The sequence below is a fragment of the Rhodococcus sp. AD45-ID genome (genome assembly GCF_003023755.1).
Classification (GTDB): Bacteria; Actinomycetota; Actinomycetes; order Mycobacteriales; family Mycobacteriaceae; genus Rhodococcus_F; species Rhodococcus_F globerula.
Genome location: NZ_PYHL01000003.1, coordinates 557,996 through 574,836 on the forward strand (window position 1 = coordinate 557,996; position 16,841 = coordinate 574,836).

Genomic DNA, 16,841 nt, shown 5'->3' on the forward strand with positions numbered 1-16,841 from the left:
TGAGACAAAACGGGCATGAAGTGGAGACGCTTCGCATTCACACTGCGGTGGACATGGGCCTATGGTCGATACTGTGCGCGGATCTGTGTGGAATTTCTGCTCGGGCCGGGGGTTTGCCTCCCGGTTTCGGGGCGTGCCCGCAGTAGGGCTCGCGTAGTGCCCGGATCGAAGTCGGATCCGATCGACCGCAAGCCCAGAAGTCGTGTCTCCGTGCGCCGCAGGCTGCTGGGGGCCGCGTCGTCGACGCCCCGTGCTCGACTCGTCAAGCTGATGCAATCGCCGTCGGGATTGACTGTTCTCGACGCTCCCCGCGGGTTTGGTAAAACCGCACTCGCCGGATTGTGGTTGTCGGCCCCGGCTCCATTGCCGAATCGGCCGGTGGTGTGGGTGCCTGCGCCTGATGCGCCCACAAATCACATCGACTACTGGGACAAGGCACTGACCGTCATTCAGGATTCCTGCGAGGCAGTTCCGAGGCTCGCGGATAATCACGCGCACCCCGAACGCGAGATGCGCGAGTATCTTGCGGCATCGACTGTGCCGTTCGTGGTGGTGTTCAACCGGGTGGATCTGATCGAGGGGCATGGCCTCGGTGAGCGGCTCACTGCCCTGATCGACGACGTGCCGGGATTGAAAATAATTGTCACACTGCAAGATCGAGCATCCGTGGAGGTCCTGGACAACGTCCGCATCGAGGAGAGCCTGACCGTAGACGATTTGCGATACACACCGGACGAAGCAGTGGCACTGTTTTCCGGAGCCGGTATTGCCGTGCCTGCCGATGTTGTTCACTCGATCTGCGGGCGGTTGGCGGGTGTACCCGCGCTGATGAAGGTGGCTGTGGATGTCGTGAACGGGCTTCCGGAGCGCTCCCGTAGCCGCGAGATAATTATGCAGCGCATCGATCTGGCGCTCTACGGCTACACAAAGCGCCAGGTGCCTCCGAAGGCTGCGCGTACCGAGTTGTCGAATTTTACGCTTCGAATCGCTGCGGCGCGGACTGTTACCGTGGCAACAGCGCAGTTGTTGGTCCCGGGGGTCGACGTTGTCCCGCTGATGAATCGGCTCGAATCGTCCGCCTTGTTGTTCCGCGACCGGCATCGGGAGAATTGGTATTTTCCTCCTGCCGTTCGTGAAGCGCTGATGAGGATCGACGACGAAACCGGCGGTGCTTCCAGGGAGCGGTTGCTCCTACTGTCGCGGTATTGCCTCGACCACGGTGATATCGCCGATGCGGTCCACTACGCAATCGACGCGCAGGACTGGTCGGAGGTTGCTGCCATTCTCAGCCGGCACTGGGCGGATCTCCTGGTAGCGCATTCCGGGTTGCTCCGAAAAGCTATGTGGTCCATGCCGGAAGAGATCATGTCGGCAAGTCGTTCCATGCAGGTCGGGCGCGACATGCTGGAGTTCCGGTTGCGTACACCCTCCATGGATCTCGACACCTACAACACGGAGTCCTCGGAACTTGCGGACGTCGCTGCGATGACCGACGTGCTCGCCCAACTGAACAGCGGAACGGTTCAAGTTATCGTGTTGCGCGCATCGGGAGAGCACGGACGATCAGCCGACGTCGCACGCACTCTCGTCGATATCGCGGACTATCTGGATGTCGGCCGGATCGACGAGTTCAGAAGTCAGCTACCAGCTCTGCGTCTGATCTGGGGTGTCGCATTTCAACTTGTCGGCAATGTCGACGACGCAGCCACACAATTGGCGATCGCATACCAGGATGCGCTTCACAGCGGTCCACGTTTTGTTGCGCGACATTCAGCCGGCAATGCGGCGCTCAATGAGGTTCTGCGCGGCAGACTTTCGGAGGCGTCGCAATGGCTTCTCGCGGAAGGGGTAGAACCCGACGTTCCCGGGTGGCTGGGACCGCCGTCCCATATCGGCGGCGCAATCGCCCGGCTCTTGATTGCGTTGGATACGTTGGATCTTTCCGCGGCTGCTGCGGCGATCGAGATTCTCGACGGTATCTCGCCGGCTGGCGACGTGTGGGCCTTCGAAGCGTATGCCCGGACGCGGTGGGCATTGGCTCGGCGCGATCCTTTCGCGGGGCTGGTCACTCTTCAACGCGCCGGCGCCGCAAACGAACCGCCCGTCAACTGTGGCGTCTCGAGCGGTGCTGCAATGCTGAGCGCCGCGCGCATCGATTTGCTCCTGGCCGCCGGTGAAGGCGCCAAGGCAATTGGCGAGGCTGCGGTTCTCGGGAACCACTTGCCGATAGTGCAGGTCTCGGCGGCGCGTGCCTACTTTCTGACGGGGAACCCTGAGCGAGCCCTGCAACTATGCCGGGCAATCGACTGGAGCGCAGATTTCTATCCCAGGGTGCATACCGAGGCGAAACTGGTAGAAACCGCGGCATATCACAGTTTGGACGAGTGGTCGGATGCCGGCGATTCCTGGTCCAGGGCTTGTGAATTGGTCGAGCGCACCGGTGCTCTTTCCGCGTTCTCGACAATTCCGCGACGAGTGATCGAGGATCTCGAAATGCGCGCACCATCACGTAGCAGCTCTGTTGTCGCTTTTCTCGAATCCGAAGCGGTAGAGATGTATCCCCCGACAATCGAACGTCTGGTCCTCAGCAGGCGTGAGGCAGAAGTGCTCCGCGGATTGTCGGACGGACTTCCCATCGCCGATATCGCCCGGAAGCTCTTTGTCACCCAGAACACGATGAAAAGTCACATTCGGCGGTTGTACCGAAAGCTCGGTGTCCATTCGCGTGACGAGGCGGTGGCCGCGGCACACCGGCTCTCCTTGCTCGGCGCAGATCCGGTGCGCCAACGGTTCTCACCGTAGGTTGGTCTCCGCGTACACGGTCATCGCGTCGCGGATCAGCTCTGCCGTACCCGGACCGTGGACGTCGTAGTTGGCGCGGAATCGTGGATCGTCGACGTACATCTGTCCCAGTCCGATAAATGCGTCGGCGCTGGGAGTCTTTCCCTGCCAACCGGTTTTGACCCAGGTGAACTGGCGGTGGGTGATGGCCTGGACGGTGTCGGATTCGGGTCCGAGCCCGTCTGCTGCGGCTTTGCCGAACGCCGCGGCGATGTCTTTGTGCGCGTTCAGGTGAGACGTCTTCTCCTGCTCGGACATCGAGCGCCACCACTTGTCGCTGCTGGTGTATACGTCGCTACCCCACCGTTCGATCACCTCGTCTTTGTATTGAGCGTGGTCGAAGCCGTCGAATACTTCTTCAGGCATGAGTGGTAGTCCTTTCTCGGTTTTTCTCAATGTTGTTGTCACCGAATCGATCTGGCGACAAATCCGGGCGCGTTCTTGTTCGAGCAGTTCGAGGTGAGTGTGCAGTGCGGTTGTTGTGTCTCGTTCGCCGCCCAGAATCTCCGCTATGACCGGCAGTCCTAGGCCGAGTTCACGCAGTAGCAGGATTCGCTGAAGCCGAACCAGTGCTGTGTCGTCGTAGAAGCGGTATCCACCTGCTCCCGTTCGATGGGGTTTCAGTAGTCCCAGGTCGCCGTAGTGGCGCAGGGTTCTGCTGGTGGTTCCCGCAGCTTTGGCAAGCTCTTGGATGGACCATTCGGTCACTGTTTTCCACTCCCTTCCTCTATCGGTGCGCTGTATCCATTGTGTAAGTTGACGTAACGTCAAGGTCAAGGGGAATTTTGCACCTGATTTCCGCGGTCGTCACGAACGCGTCTCCAGCTGACCGATTCGATGAACTAACCAGGGTGATCCAGCTCACTTGATGATCGTATTGAATAGTTCAAGCGCCCTCTGTTGACGCTTTCTCATACCTCGATAACGATCACCTGAACAGAACGAAATGTGCTGAAGACAGGAACGGTGGTCACGATGACTGAACTGGTGTCGGGCGTAGCCCAGGCCAAGCCCTATGACCTCGACGATCGGTACCGGTCGGGATCGGGTCCGGTGTTGCTGACCGGTGTTCAGGCAATCGCTCGCGGATTCGTCGAACAGCATGTCCGCGACATCCGCGCAGGCAAGCGGATTGCCACCTTTGTCTCCGGGTACCAGGGCAGTCCCCTCGGCGGAGTGGACAAGATGCTCCACGGGATGCCCAAGGTGCTCGCCGAGCACGACATCACCTTCATACCGGGCTTCAACGAGGAACTTGCGGCCACCGCGGTGTGGGGTAGCCAAACAGACCTTCCTGCAGGAACCGCGACCCACGACGGCGTGACCGGCATCTGGTACGGCAAGGGGCCCGGCGTCGACCGCGCTACCGATACCATCCGCCACGCGAACATGTACGGCGTCAACCCCAGGGGCGGCGTCGTCCTTCTGGTGGGCGACGATCCTGCATCCAAATCGTCGACCGTACCCGCAGTGAGTGAGCGCTCCCTCGCAGCGATGGGCGTACCGGTTCTGTTCCCCCGCAACGCCGAAGAAATCATCACGATGGGCATGCACGCTGTTGCGCTGTCCCGCGCATCCGGTTGTGTTGTGGCGCTGAAGATCGTTGCCGACGTGGCGGACGGCGCGTGGACGGTTGACGGCAGCATCGCCGACTTCGACATCGTGGTGCCCGAGGTGCAGTTCGAGGGCAAGCCGTTTGTCTACAAGCAGCGCCAGATGGCGGCGCCGCCGGACAGCGTCATCGCAGAAGCCGACCTGTACGGACCCCGGTGGGATCTGGTGCAGGCCTACGGCGCCGCGAACAATCTTGATGTGATCGAGGTTGATCCGTCAGGTGCCAAGATCGGAATTGCCGCTACCGGAACCACATTCGACTCCGTACGTCAGGCTCTGACAGACCTGGGTGTCGACGACGCAGCCCTGCATCGTGCGGGAATTCGGCTGCTCCGTATCGGTATGCCGTACCCGGTGGTGGGGGAGTCGGTGCGAGAGTTCGCAACCGGACTCGAGCAGATCATCGTGGTCGAGGACAAGACGGCATTCATCGAGGCTCAGATTCGAGAGATCCTCTACGGAATCGATGATGCGCCTCGCATCATCGGTAAGCGCGACGGCCAGGGCCGTCTGCTCATGCCCGCGAGTGGTGAGCTCACCGCAGGCCGGTTGCTCGCCCCGTTGCGCCGCGTACTCAAGCCGCACGTCGAGCTCAAGCGCACCCTCCCTGCTCCGCTGTCGCTGAACGTGCTCTCCGCCAAGCGCACCGCGTACTTCTGCAGTGGGTGCCCCCACAACCGTTCCACCGCAATCCCCGAGGGTTCCATCGGCGGCGGCGGAATCGGTTGCCACACACTCGTCACCATGTCCGGCCGTGAGGACAGCGCTGTCACCGGTTTGACGCAGATGGGCGGCGAGGGCAGCCAGTGGATCGGGCAGGCACCGTTCACCGACGTGCCTCACCTGTTCCAGAACATCGGCGACGGCACCTTCTTCCATTCCGGTCAATTGGCTGTTCAGGCGTGCATCGCTGCAGGCGTGAACATCACCTACAAGTTGCTCTACAACGAGGTAGTGGCGATGACCGGTGCGCAGGACGCAGAAGGTGCCCTCTCCGTTGCTCAACTCAGCCACAAGCTGACCACCGAGGGCGTCAAGCAGATCATCATCTGTGCGGACGATCCGGGCCGGCACAGCAAGCGTGCCCTGGCCAAGGGCACCAAACTCTGGCACCGCGATCGTCTCGACGAAGCTCAGAAGGAACTTCGCGAGATCAAGGGCGTCACGGTCCTGATCTACGACCAGCACTGTGCGGCCGACGCGCGGCGTCAGCGCAAGCGTGGCACGTTGCCCACCCGCAACACTCGCGTCGTCATCAACGAAGCGGTGTGCGAAGGCTGTGGCGACTGCGGAGTGAAGTCGAATTGCCTGTCTGTTCAGCCGGTGGACACCGAGTACGGTCGCAAGACGAAGATCGACCAGACCTCGTGCAACACCGACTACACCTGCATGGACGGCGATTGCCCTTCGTTCGTGACCGTCGAACTGGTTCCCGGAAAGAAGGCTCCCAAGGCCGCTCGTCCGGTCCCGCCAGTGGTCGCAGATCCTGATCTGGGCCCGCTCACCACAACCCAGAATGTTTTCCTCGCAGGTATCGGCGGCACCGGCATCGTCACCGTCAACCAGGTGCTGGCAACAGCAGCGCTGCGCGCCGGCCTCGAGGTCGAGAGCCTTGACCAGATCGGTCTCAGTCAGAAAGCCGGACCCGTTGTCTCCCACTTGCGTTTCAGTTCCGGAGCGCTCGAGCCGTCCAATCGGCTCACCCCGCGCAGTGCGGATTGCATCGTTGCCTTCGACCTGCTGACCGCGACCGACAACAAGAACCTCGACTACGGCAACCACGAGTCGACCATCTCCATCGCCTCGACGTCGCAGACGCCGACCGGAGACATGGTCTACGACAAGGATGTTCGCTACCCGGAGGAGTCCTCCCTCTTGGCTCGCCTTGACAAGGTCTCGCGGACGCTGCGTTCGTTCGATGCACTTGCCGCGGCCCAGGAGTTGTTCGGTAACACGGCAGCAGCCAACTTCCTGCTCATCGGTGCGGCTTACCAAAGCGGGGGACTTCGTCTTCCGGCTGAGGCCATCGAAGAGGCGATCGGCATCAACGGTGTTGCCGTGGAAGCAAATATCGCCGCATTCCGCTGGGGCCGCGCGGCAATTGCCGACACGATTGCGTTCGAGGCCGTCACGACGCCTGCCAAGTCCGTCCGCACACCGGTCGTCGCACCGGCACACATGTTCGCCGGGACAACCTTGGCTGGTGAAACCCTGCGACTGGTGGAACTGCGTGCGGCGCAGCTCATCGAGTTCCAGTCCGTCAAGGTCGCTGCGCGGTACATCGATCAGGTTCAGGCAGTCTGGACCGCCGAGCGGGCCGCAACCGAGCGCACCGACTTCAGTGAAGCGGTCGCCCGCGGCCTGTTCAAGTTCACCGCATACAAGGACGAGTACGAAGTTGCTCGCATGCTGGTCGATCCCGCCTTCATCGACGAGGTCAAGTCCCAGGTGCCTGCAGGGGAGAACCTGACATACAAACTGCACCCGCCGATTCTCAAGGTGATGGGTCGCAAGAAGAAGATCGGGTTCGGGCCGAAGTCGCATGTCGCGCTGAAGGTTCTGGCGAAGGGCAAGAAGCTCCGCGGCACCAAGCTCGATCCGTTCGGCTACATGCACGTTCGCAAGGTCGAGCGTGAACTGCTCGACCAGTACGAGACCATCGTCGCGGATCTGTCCCGCGCCTTGGGCGCCGAAGGTTACGACCGCGCCGTCGACATCGCGGCTCTCCCGGACATGGTTCGTGGTTACGAGGACGTCAAGCTCGGCAACGTCGAACTGTACAAGGCGCGCCTGCGTGAGTTGGGTGTCAACGGCTAACTCGGTACGAGGGATGACTGTGCCCCAGCGACATTGTCGCTGGGGCACAGTTGTGTTCCAGCGATATTGCCAATGAATCTTGACCTTGACGCTACGTCATGGTTGACACTGTGTTCATGCGAATAGGACAGCTAGCGGAGGCTGCTCAGACCACACCGAGGACTGTGCGGCACTACCATCGGCTCGGATTGCTCGCGGAACCCGTCCGGCGGGCAAACGGGTACCGCGAGTACACGATGGATGACGTCGTACGGTTGGTCCGCATTCGCTGGTTGGCCGAGCGGGGTGTTCCGTTGGGTTCGATAGCGGCGTTGTTCGCCGCAGACACCTCGGGAGAAGGGGTGAGCGATACCGTTGCCGATCTCCGAGCGTTGATCGGGGCAGTGGAAGTCGAACAGGCAAAACTGGCGCGTCGGCATGTCGGACTGACGTCGATGCTCGCGGACGCCGAGAGCGGCCGCACTGTGTCTGCCTTGCCTACGGACGTTGCGTCAGCTCTGACCGAGGCCGTCGATACCGCGTCGTCGCCGGGAGTGCAGCGCGCGCTCGAGCGTGAACGAGATCTTCTCGAGGTGCTGGCAATGACGGGAAGTGCTCCCGAGCAGTTTTTACACTCCTATGCGTCGGTGATCGCGGATGACGAGAAGCGTTCCCGTTACCTCGCGTCGCTGTCGGACTGGTCGAGTATCGAAGGGAAGGAGCCGGTTTCGATCGAGAGCGCGATTGGGCAGCTCGCATGCAGCATCCTGGCCCAATTCGACGAGCAGACAATTGCGGACCTGAGGGCCCAGTCAGACGTCGGGCTAGGCATGCCCGTCTCGCTCGACGATGTTGTTCCGGACCCGGCGCAACGTGAGGTAGTACTGCGGGTTCAGCGCGCGCTCGTGGCGCGAATAGTCGACGAAGGTGAGGGGCGATGACATTCTCGAACACAAAACTTGGGGCGTTGTGGCTCTGGATTCGTGGCCGTGACGCAGTTGTGGAGCAAGGCGCCGTCGTTGTTCGATCCAGCGGTGGATCATTGGTTCTTCCTGTCGCTTTCGGCGTTGCCACCGTCATCGAAATGGCGGTGCTGCACATTCTTGTGCCATGGATGTGGCTCAGTGTGATTCTTGCAGTGGCGTCCGTGTGGTCGTTGGTGGTGCTGTTCGGCTACCTGGCTCTGCATCGGGTTCATCCACATTTCGTGACGGACACACGGTTCGTGGTGCGACAATCCGGAACAGTTGTCGCTTCGATCGACCGAGAGTCTATGGCGTCGGCGGCGTGTGTGCGTCGATTCGACACAACAACACCGGAGTTAGAAGGCAGTCGGTTGACGTTGCCGAATCTCGACGGAACCAACGTCGATGTGGTTCTGCGACAACCGATCCACGTCGAACTTCCGGCGTTGATCCCGCGATACCGCCGGAGCGGATTTGTCGACAGGATCAGTCTGTACGTCGACGAACCCGCTGATCTGGTGGGCAATTTGTTGAAGGTGTCGTGAATGTAGTTGGGCTACTGCGGGTTTTGTACGCAGTTGGCGTACCGAACTGACCCGGCAACAACAGTCATCGCGATCTCGGTGGTGAGGAGTGAGTCGACACCTTCTGTGAACGGATCTTGTTTCAATACGACAAAATCGGCAGCTTTGCCCCGAACCAGTTGGCCGGTCACGTTTTCCCACCGACACGAGTAGGCCGCGTCCCGAGTGGCGTGTGCGAGAGCTTCCGCGAGAGGAAGTGCGTACTGCGGGAGGTTGGGTGGCAGTGACGGGTCGATGGCAGACATGCGAGTGGTGGCGATGAACATGTTAGGCAGCGGTGGGTGAGGCGCAGTCGGCGCGTCCGATCCCAAGGCGAGAACCGCACCGGCCTCGGTGAATTCGGGCCACGGGTAGGCACGATTCACACGGTAGTCGCCGAGCATTGCACGCCAGTTTTCTTGAATAGCAGGATCCGCATGAACTGGTTGCATGGAGGCGACCACACCGAGTCGGGCAAGGCGCTCGACGTTGTCTCGGGTGATCGACTCCAGGTGTTCCATCCGATGCCGCCGGGGAATATCCCCGTTGGTGGCTATCGCGTATTCGAGTGCAGTCAAACCGATCTCGGACGCCTCGTCGCCGATAGCATGCATGGCGATTTGCAGGCCTGCGGCGTCGGCGGCGGTCACGACAGGTATCAATGACTCCAGGTCCCAGATGGGCTCGGCGTTGGTGCCGTCCGAATACGGCTCTTTCATTGCAGCAGTGCAGCTGTCGATCACACCGTCGATGATGATCTTGATGCCCGCGACGGCGAGCCACGGACCTTGGACGCGATTGTGCAGCTCGATCACGTCATGAACTTGCCTGACATTATCGGCGTCGTTGTCCTCACGCGTCATCAGCCAATGTGCAGCGACCCGCAACGGCAGCGTTCCGTTCCCTGCGTCCAATGCTCTTTCCAGACAAGCTAATTCGTCCGGGCCAAGTGCCATGTCCACTGCGCCGGTTACGCCGTCTTCGAGATAACGGCGGAACGCGAGCGCCAGGGCAATGTCCCGGTCCTCGTCGGTTGCGAGTTCAGCCAGCTTCGGCCACACGTAGAGCATCACCGCGGTCTCGTACAGCATTCCGGTTGCTTCTCCGGTGCTCGGGTCTCGATCGATGCGACCACCGATCGGGTCGGGCGTGTCGGCATCGATGCCAAGTTCTCGTAGCGCCGCGCTGTTCACCCAGACAGAATGTAGATCGTTGGCATCGAGGTACACCGGACGGTCGGGCACGACGGCGTCGATCATTTCCCGCGTCGGGTGTTGCCCACCGAGTGCCGAGAACAGCCAACTGCGTCCAAGCAGACGAGGTGCATCGGGGTTCGATTCCGAGAAGGTGCGGATGCTGGTCTGGATATCGGCAATACTGGTGGCGTCGAGCAAATCGAGCTTCTGCAGTGAGAATCCCATCATGATCAAATGGGTATGCGCGTCGACAAAACCGGGAAGTACAACGGCGCCTTGGAGATCGACCACTTCGGCGTCAGGGGCAAGGATTTCCGCGAACTCGGACTCTCCCGAGAAAATGAGCTGCTGATCCTTGACGACCAGCGATTCGGCCCAGCCGCCCTCGGCGGCAGTGAAAATCTTCCCGTTGCGGTAGTGAGTGATGCGCTCATTCATGACTTTTCGTGATCCTTACGCGATGACGGCGGTGGTGACAGCGGCGCTGTGGTGACGATACGCACCCTCGGTGCGCGCGGACAGGCGAGATACCAAGGCGAGCGGGACCAGCAGAAGGAAGTTGATGGAGGCGATTCGTCGAGTATGGGGAGCGGCGCGTCGACCACTAAGTCTAGCGAATTTGATTCGTTAAATGTGTGTTTTGCGTGAATTTGGCGTCGCCGGTCTGTTTCTTGTTGTGAGGCATATGCTTCCGCAATGGCTGAGCTTGCCGAACGAACCCGCTACTTCGAGCGCTACGTCACTTTTATCGACGCGATCGTTGCCATCGCGATCACGCTGCTCGTTCTACCGTTGGTCGAACTAACCACCGACCACCATGGCACCACGTCCGAATTACTGCACGAGAACGCTGCACAGTTCTACTCCTTCGCGCTGAGCTTTCTGGTGATCTTCCGGCTGTGGTGGTCGCAGCATCGGCTGCTTCGTTTTGTGATCGACGCAGACAAGGTGGTTGTGCGCGGATTGGGGCTGTGGGTGCTGACCATCGTGTTCTTGCCCTTCCCGACGGCGTTGGTGGCGGCGCCGTCGCAGGATCTGGGAACCAGGGCTCTCTACATCGGGACGATGGCCGCCAGCGCTGCGTTCCTGGCAGTGGTCGCGTGGGGTCTGGTCCGCAAGCCGTCGTTGAGTGAGGAGGGTGCCAAACCGAATTTCACGGCCGAGATTGTCACTTTCCTGATACTGGTGGTGGCACTGCTCGTCAGTGTGCTCGTTCCGGCGACGTCGTATTTCCCGTTGTTCCTTCTCCTGCTCTCGTCGCCGATCGAGAAGCTGTGGGATCGAGTACAAACGAGAAACCCCGCTTAGGCTCGCCCTCGTGGAACCAGACCTTGACTACACGATGCCCGGACCGTTAACCGGACTCGACGGGGTGGATGTGCCGTCGCTCGAGCTGCTCGCCGTCGATCCCGTGGACATTTGCCGAGTAGTTCCCTACCTGGTCGTCCAACCCACCGATGCGCAGTCGCTGAATCTGTCCGCGGACAGATTCGACGAAAACCAGATCCGACCGGCAAACGTTCTGTTTCAACGGCTACTCGCACTGGATGCAGCTCCGTTGACCACTGCCCGGGAACCAGGCAAACGGGTCGTCGGAACCTGTCGGCACTTTGCTGTGATGAGTTGTGCGCTGCTGCGTCACCGCGGTATTGCCGCTCGTGTCCGCTGTGGCTTTGCCACTTACTTCCAGCCCGGGCAGGGCGTCGACCATTGGATCACCGAGTATCGGGACGATGACCGCGGACGTTGGATCCGCATCGACTCGGAGATCCTGGGGCAGAACATACTTCCTCACGCACATGACCTGCAGCCAGCAGAGTTCCTCAGCGGCGGCGAGGCATGGGTTGCGTATCGGCGCGGCGAGATCGACGCATCCCAATTCGGGGTGTACGGAACCGAGAACTGGGGGCCGGCCGAGATCCGTGGCAACGCTGTGAAGGATCTGGCCGCAGTGAACAAGGTCGAAACCCTGCCTTGGGACGAGTGGGGCCGCATGACCGACGCCTACGACGGAAAGACCGGTGCGGAGTACGACCTGCTGCTCGACGAGATCGCCGGAGTCTGCGCTTCCGACGATCCCATCGCCATGCGGGCACTTTACGACCACAAGGATTTGCGGGTACCGGACAGTCTGATTTGTTAATCATCTCGCTCGAGCGGTCCCGCGCGCCGAATGTGCGCCCGCGCGGATGATCGAGCGCGCGTCCGCACAATCGCCCTGCGGCGTCGTCGGTCCAGCGGGAATCTCGAGTTTGCTTCCGATGTTGAAAGAAATCCACGCCTTCGGGAATTGATCGGCCTCCGAGCACGTTACTTGAGTCAAGAACGCTCAACTTACTATTAGGAGGCTTCGGAATGCCAGCATTCTTCGGGCCCGAGGGTCCCGGTCGCATCGACCTTTCCCGGCTCATGAGCAGGGCCACCCAGCAACTCATGGCTGAGGCTGCTCGCGCAGCGTCTGCTCGCGGTGATTCGGATCTCGATGCACTGCACGTTCTCCGCGTCATGGCGGAGCAGGACCCGGTCCGCACGCTCATGCAGCGCGCCGGGGCCGACCCGAAAGCCGTGGTCGAGGCAATCGACCAGCGGCTCCCACAAGGTCGTGAGCAGGGTGGCTTCACTGCGCCCGTGCTCAGTAGCGCCGTAAAGACAGCACTACTCGAGGCACATCAGTTGGCTCGGGCACTGGGATCGACCTACATCGACCCCGAACACCTCTTCATCGCGTTGGCCGGCGACATGGATCACGTTACCGGTCGTCTGCTCGCTTCCGCCGGTGTGACGCCGGAGAAGTTGCAGAACGCCGTTCGGAATCCCAATGCGCCTGCCGAGGAAAGTGACTCCGACACTCCGATGCTCGACAAGTTCGGGGTGGACCTCACCGATCGCGCCCGAAACGGCGGCGTCGATCCGGTGATCGGCCGCGCCGACGAGATCGAACAGACCATCGAGATTCTCTCGCGTCGCACCAAGAACAACCCTGTTCTGGTGGGCGAAGCCGGTGTCGGTAAGACCGCCATCGTGGAGGGTCTGGCTCAGCGCATCGTCGACGGTGAAGTGCCGGACTCGTTGGTGGGCAAGAGAATTGTCCAGCTCGAACTGTCCAGCATGGTCTCGGGCACTCGGTACCGCGGTGACTTCGAGGAACGCCTCACCAAGGTCATCGACGAGATCACCGCCAACAAGGACGAGCTGATCGTGTTCATCGACGAGATGCACACCATTGCAGGTGCCGGCGGCGGCGCCGAAGGTGCGATGGATGCCGGAAACATCCTCAAGCCCAAGCTCGCTCGCGGTGAATTGCACATCGTCGGTGCCACCACGCTCGACGAATACCGCAAGCACATCGAGAAGGATCCGGCTCTCGAGCGTCGCTTCCAGCCTGTTCAGGTGGGGGAGCCGTCGATCGAGGACGCTATCGCGATCTTGAGTGGCTTGCGTAGTCGCTACGAGGATCACCACAAGGTGCACTACACCGACGAGGCGATCACGGCTGCGGTGGAACTGTCGGCTCGCTACATCGGCGACAGATTCTTGCCGGACAAGGCAATCGACTTGATCGACCAGGCCGGCGCCCGGCTTCGTTTGAAGACGGCCACCGTGGACACCGCTGCTCTGCAGCAACGTCTCGAGCAGCTCGAGAGCGACAAGGAGAAAGCCGTCGCCGACGAATTGTACGAGAAGGCGTCGCAGCTGCGTGACGAGATCAACAATGTCACACAGCGTCTCGAAAAGGCGGGGACCCAGGCTCCCGTTGCGGAGGAAACACCGGACGTGACTGCGGAGCAGATTGCCGAAGTTGTCGCTCGCGCAACGGGTATCCCGGCCAGCCAGATGACTCAGGCAGAGAAGGATCGCCTGCGTCGGCTGGAAGAGGAACTGCACAGCCGGGTGGTCGGTCAGGACGATGCTGTGCGCGCAATTGCACGCGCCGTACGTCGCAGCCGTACCGGTATGAGCGACCCGAATCGCCCCGTCGGTAGCTTCCTGTTCCTCGGACCCACCGGTGTCGGTAAGACAGAGCTCGCAAAAGCTTTGGCTGCCACACTCTTCGGTGACGAGAACAAGATGCTGCGCTTCGACATGAGTGAGTTCGGCGAGAGGCACACGGTCAGCAGGTTGGTCGGTGCACCTCCCGGATACGTCGGCTACGGCGAGGCCGGACAGCTCACGGAACAGGTGCGTCGTAACCCGTACTCGGTGATCCTGCTCGACGAGATCGAGAAGGCGCACCCGGACGTATTCAACACCTTGCTCCAAGTGCTCGACGACGGACGTCTGACCGACGGCCAGGGTCGCACGGTGGACTTCAAGAACACCGTCGTGATCATGACCAGCAACCTCGGCTCGGACATCATCTCGAGCAAGTCCGGTGGACTCGGCTTCATCACCGGTGACGCAGAGTCGGCTGAGAAGCCGCTGCGTGATCGTGTGATGGCTCGGCTGCGCGAGTCGATGCGACCTGAGTTCCTCAATCGTATCGACGAGATCGTGATCTTCCGCAAGCTCGACACCGAGCAATTGCACCGGATCACGGACCTGCTGCTCGAGGACAGTCGTAAGCGGTTGCAGTCCAAGGGTATCGAGATCGAGTTCACAGCTGACGCGGTGGACTGGATTGCCGAACACGGTCACCAGCCGGAGTTCGGGGCCCGGCCGCTTCGCCGCTCGATCCAGCGGGTTGTCGACGACAAGATCGCCGACATGCTGCTCGACGATCTTCTCGTAGAGGGCGGCAGCATCACCGTCGCGGTTGACGAGGGTGAGTTGGTGTTCAGCTAGGGGCTTCGCCCCCGTGCGCCTTTCTGGTAGTAGACGCTACCGGAAAGGCGCACAGGCGCGCTGCGCCCAAGATCTCCGCTGCCAGCGCGTCGTTGTGCCGGAAGAACCCCGCATTGGTGCGCGGACGGGGGAAGGCCGCAGACCAGTTGTGGCCGGCAACCCAAGGCCCGACAGCGAATCGACGGGGATGGACTGTGTTGTCGGCGCGGCAGATTCGCGACGTCCCGTCCACGGCCAGCTTTGCTGCGCTGTCAACGGTGGCCCGTAGTTCAACTGCCTCGCCGCGCCGGTGCAGGGAACGCAGCAGTGCGTCGCCGCTTGCACTGATGGAGGCAACGGGCAAGCGCGCTTCGATGAGGGTGCGCGTAGCCACGATGTCGGTATGGGACGCGCTGCGCGCGACGAACAATCCGTCTCCGGTCGACGGATCTATCTCGGTGGAGAAAACGGTATCGGGGCCCAGGAACTGCACTACGCCTGCTTCATTGAGCGCCAGCAGTTGCTCGAGTCGCTCCGGCGGCGGACCACTGGCGATGAAGCTGAAGAAGGAATGCAGCCAGCCCTCGACGTCCTTGGCGACAGATTCGGCCGGAATTCGGCCACGGCGCAACAACTCTCCGACGGTCATGTACGAGGACAGCAGTGCCGAGAAGACAGCGGCATCGGCGCTGAAATACGGATCCGATCTGCGCGAGATATCGGCGGCAATGTACTCACCGATCCGTTTCTGAACTGCGTCCAATCCGTCGTAACGTTCGCCGCCGAGCGGACGGTTGAGCTGCTCCAGGTCGATTCGGTCTTCCGCTTTCGGCACGGCGTTCTCGATCAATTCGTCCAGGCGCGGCGATCCCCAACTCAGTGAGGCAAATTCGGAGTCGAACTCTTCCCACGTGCCCACGGTCCGTTCCGGATGTGCAGCAAAAAGTTCGTAATAGTGCGCGCCCGCCAGTTCCTTCGAGGCCAACGGCCAGATATCTTCGTGGAAGTTCAGTGGGCCATCGCCAGGCACCAGATCTGCGGTGAAGAACCTCGGTAGCGGCGGTCGAGCGTCTTCAATCGAGTACGAGATCTTGGAGTGGTAGGGAACTCCTCGACGCGATCCCGCATACAGAAGTGGTTCCCTCCCTGACGGCGAGTACACGAGGTTGCCGTTGTCGGCTCGTTCGAAGACACCACCGCGACTCTCCGCGAGGAGCACCATCCAGTCGATGAACGCCAGTCCCAGGCCTGCGATCAGCACCGGCTCACCTTCGGCAATGACATCGGCGTCGAGGTCTGCGGTGTATCCGGGACCGACGTAGGTCAACCCGTGCTCGGCGGAGAAGTCGCTCAGTTGAATCTCCCTTGGGGCAGCTAAGGAGTCCGGATGTCCCTGGGCCAGGAGAACACTCGTTGCTTCTATCACGTCACCGTTGTCGAGACGGACGAATTGCGAACCGTGTACGTCGTCGATTTCGATCACCGATCGGCGATGAATTCGAACGACGACGTGCGGCGGTGCAGAGTCGACAGCCGACTGGAACACCCAATGCAAATAGCGGCTTTGCAAGGATCTCGACGCAAACGACGCCGGTGTGACGGTCGGAATCTCGTCGGCAATGTCGGGAAATGAACCAAGTTCTTCAGTGTTCTCGGCGACCCATTCGGCCAGAGTTGGACCCGGCACGATCGGACCGTCGACGATTGTGGTGCTGTCGGTGAACATCGTGACGTCGGCGGTGGTGGAGTTCATCCACAGCAGAGGGGCCTGGCTGCCACGCCAGATACGCCCGGCGCCAGGTGGATACGGGTCGACCACGTGAATCTCGAGTGGCGTCGGGTCTGCGTTTACCGCTTCTTGCGCGAGGATGCGTTCGAGAACGCCGGTACCGCGCGGGCCGCCGCCGACGATCACGATGACTGCAGCATCGCTCACAGACGTACGGGGTCGGTCGGCGTCCACAAATCCTCCATCGGACCTGGCAGAAAGCACCCACACCTCGGTAAAGGGGGTTGCTGCGACGTCAGGGAGCCAGGACTCTCGATCGCTCGAAGATGGTGAGCCCTATTTTTATCCGTTAAGGATGATGTGGCAAGGAATTTCG

General features: G+C 61.1%; 10 protein-coding genes. 7 read left to right on the forward strand and 3 right to left on the reverse strand.

All coding sequences use genetic code 11. The annotated features are described in order from the left end of the window. The first annotated feature begins 156 nt into the window (after positions 1-156). Complete coding sequence (locus C7T36_RS26735; RefSeq protein ID WP_052683585.1) at positions 157-2,802, forward strand: LuxR C-terminal-related transcriptional regulator; 2,646 nt, start codon at positions 157-159, stop codon at positions 2,800-2,802. On the opposite strand, the gene C7T36_RS26740 is transcribed toward C7T36_RS26735, so the two are convergent. Further along, positions 2,794-3,549, reverse strand: coding sequence for a MerR family transcriptional regulator (locus tag C7T36_RS26740; protein WP_033234014.1), 756 nt, complete (start codon positions 3,547-3,549; stop codon positions 2,794-2,796). The genes C7T36_RS26735 and C7T36_RS26740 overlap by 9 nt on opposite strands. 267 nt (positions 3,550-3,816) lie before the next feature. On the opposite strand from C7T36_RS26740, the gene C7T36_RS26745 reads away from it, so the two are divergent. The 3 genes from C7T36_RS26745 (at position 3,817) to C7T36_RS26755 (ending at position 8,761) form a co-directional block, all read left to right on the forward strand. Further along, entirely contained in the window at positions 3,817-7,272 is a 3,456-nt protein-coding gene (locus C7T36_RS26745; RefSeq protein WP_045069751.1) for an indolepyruvate ferredoxin oxidoreductase family protein, read from the forward strand. Positions 7,273-7,388: 116 nt separating this feature from the next. Next, positions 7,389-8,192, forward strand: coding sequence for a MerR family transcriptional regulator (locus C7T36_RS26750; RefSeq protein WP_239654769.1), 804 nt, complete (start codon positions 7,389-7,391; stop codon positions 8,190-8,192). Then, positions 8,189-8,761, forward strand: a complete 573-nt coding sequence (locus tag C7T36_RS26755; protein ID WP_052683586.1) for a hypothetical protein — start codon at positions 8,189-8,191, stop codon at positions 8,759-8,761. Before C7T36_RS26750 ends, C7T36_RS26755 begins: the two co-directional genes overlap by 4 nt. Positions 8,762-8,772: 11 nt before the next feature. Here C7T36_RS26755 and C7T36_RS26760 read toward each other — a convergent pair whose 3' ends face one another. Continuing rightward, positions 8,773-10,413 (reverse strand): amidohydrolase, encoded by a 1,641-nt coding sequence (locus tag C7T36_RS26760; protein WP_045068891.1) that lies wholly within the window; start codon positions 10,411-10,413, stop codon positions 8,773-8,775. A 258-nt stretch (positions 10,414-10,671) separates the two neighbouring features. On the opposite strand from C7T36_RS26760, the gene C7T36_RS26765 reads away from it, so the two are divergent. From C7T36_RS26765 to C7T36_RS26775, 3 genes are all read left to right on the forward strand, one after another. Next, a complete protein-coding gene (locus C7T36_RS26765; RefSeq protein WP_033234016.1) occupies positions 10,672-11,283 on the forward strand; it encodes a TMEM175 family protein in 612 nt (203 codons plus the stop codon). 10 nt (positions 11,284-11,293) lie between these two features. Next, positions 11,294-12,118, forward strand: coding sequence for a transglutaminase-like domain-containing protein (locus C7T36_RS26770; RefSeq protein ID WP_106939826.1), 825 nt, complete (start codon positions 11,294-11,296; stop codon positions 12,116-12,118). A 212-nt stretch (positions 12,119-12,330) separates the two neighbouring features. Then, positions 12,331-14,757 carry an ATP-dependent Clp protease ATP-binding subunit gene (locus C7T36_RS26775; RefSeq protein ID WP_045068893.1) on the forward strand — a complete coding sequence of 809 codons (2,427 nt, stop codon included), beginning with the start codon at positions 12,331-12,333 and terminating at the stop codon, positions 14,755-14,757. Here C7T36_RS26775 and C7T36_RS26780 read toward each other — a convergent pair. After that, on the reverse strand, positions 14,750-16,672 hold the full coding sequence (locus C7T36_RS26780) for an FAD/NAD(P)-binding domain-containing protein (protein ID WP_045069756.1): 1,923 nt from the start codon (positions 16,670-16,672) through the stop codon (positions 14,750-14,752). The two genes, C7T36_RS26775 and C7T36_RS26780, sit on opposite strands and share 8 nt — an antisense overlap. Positions 16,673-16,841: the final 169 nt, after the last annotated feature.

Bases quoted from the DNA above. Each gene is read 5' to 3' on its own strand.
- C7T36_RS26745 (WP_045069751.1), top strand. From the start codon at position 3,817: ATGACTGAACTGGTGTCGGGCGTAGCCCAGGCCAAGCCCTATGACCTC.
- C7T36_RS26750 (WP_239654769.1), top strand. From the start codon at position 7,389: ATGCGAATAGGACAGCTAGCGGAGGCTGCTCAGACCACACCGAGGACT.
- C7T36_RS26755 (WP_052683586.1), top strand. From the start codon at position 8,189: ATGACATTCTCGAACACAAAACTTGGGGCGTTGTGGCTCTGGATTCGT.
- C7T36_RS26760 (WP_045068891.1), bottom strand. From the start codon at position 10,413: ATGAATGAGCGCATCACTCACTACCGCAACGGGAAGATTTTCACTGCC.
- C7T36_RS26765 (WP_033234016.1), top strand. From the start codon at position 10,672: ATGGCTGAGCTTGCCGAACGAACCCGCTACTTCGAGCGCTACGTCACT.
- C7T36_RS26775 (WP_045068893.1), top strand. From the start codon at position 12,331: ATGCCAGCATTCTTCGGGCCCGAGGGTCCCGGTCGCATCGACCTTTCC.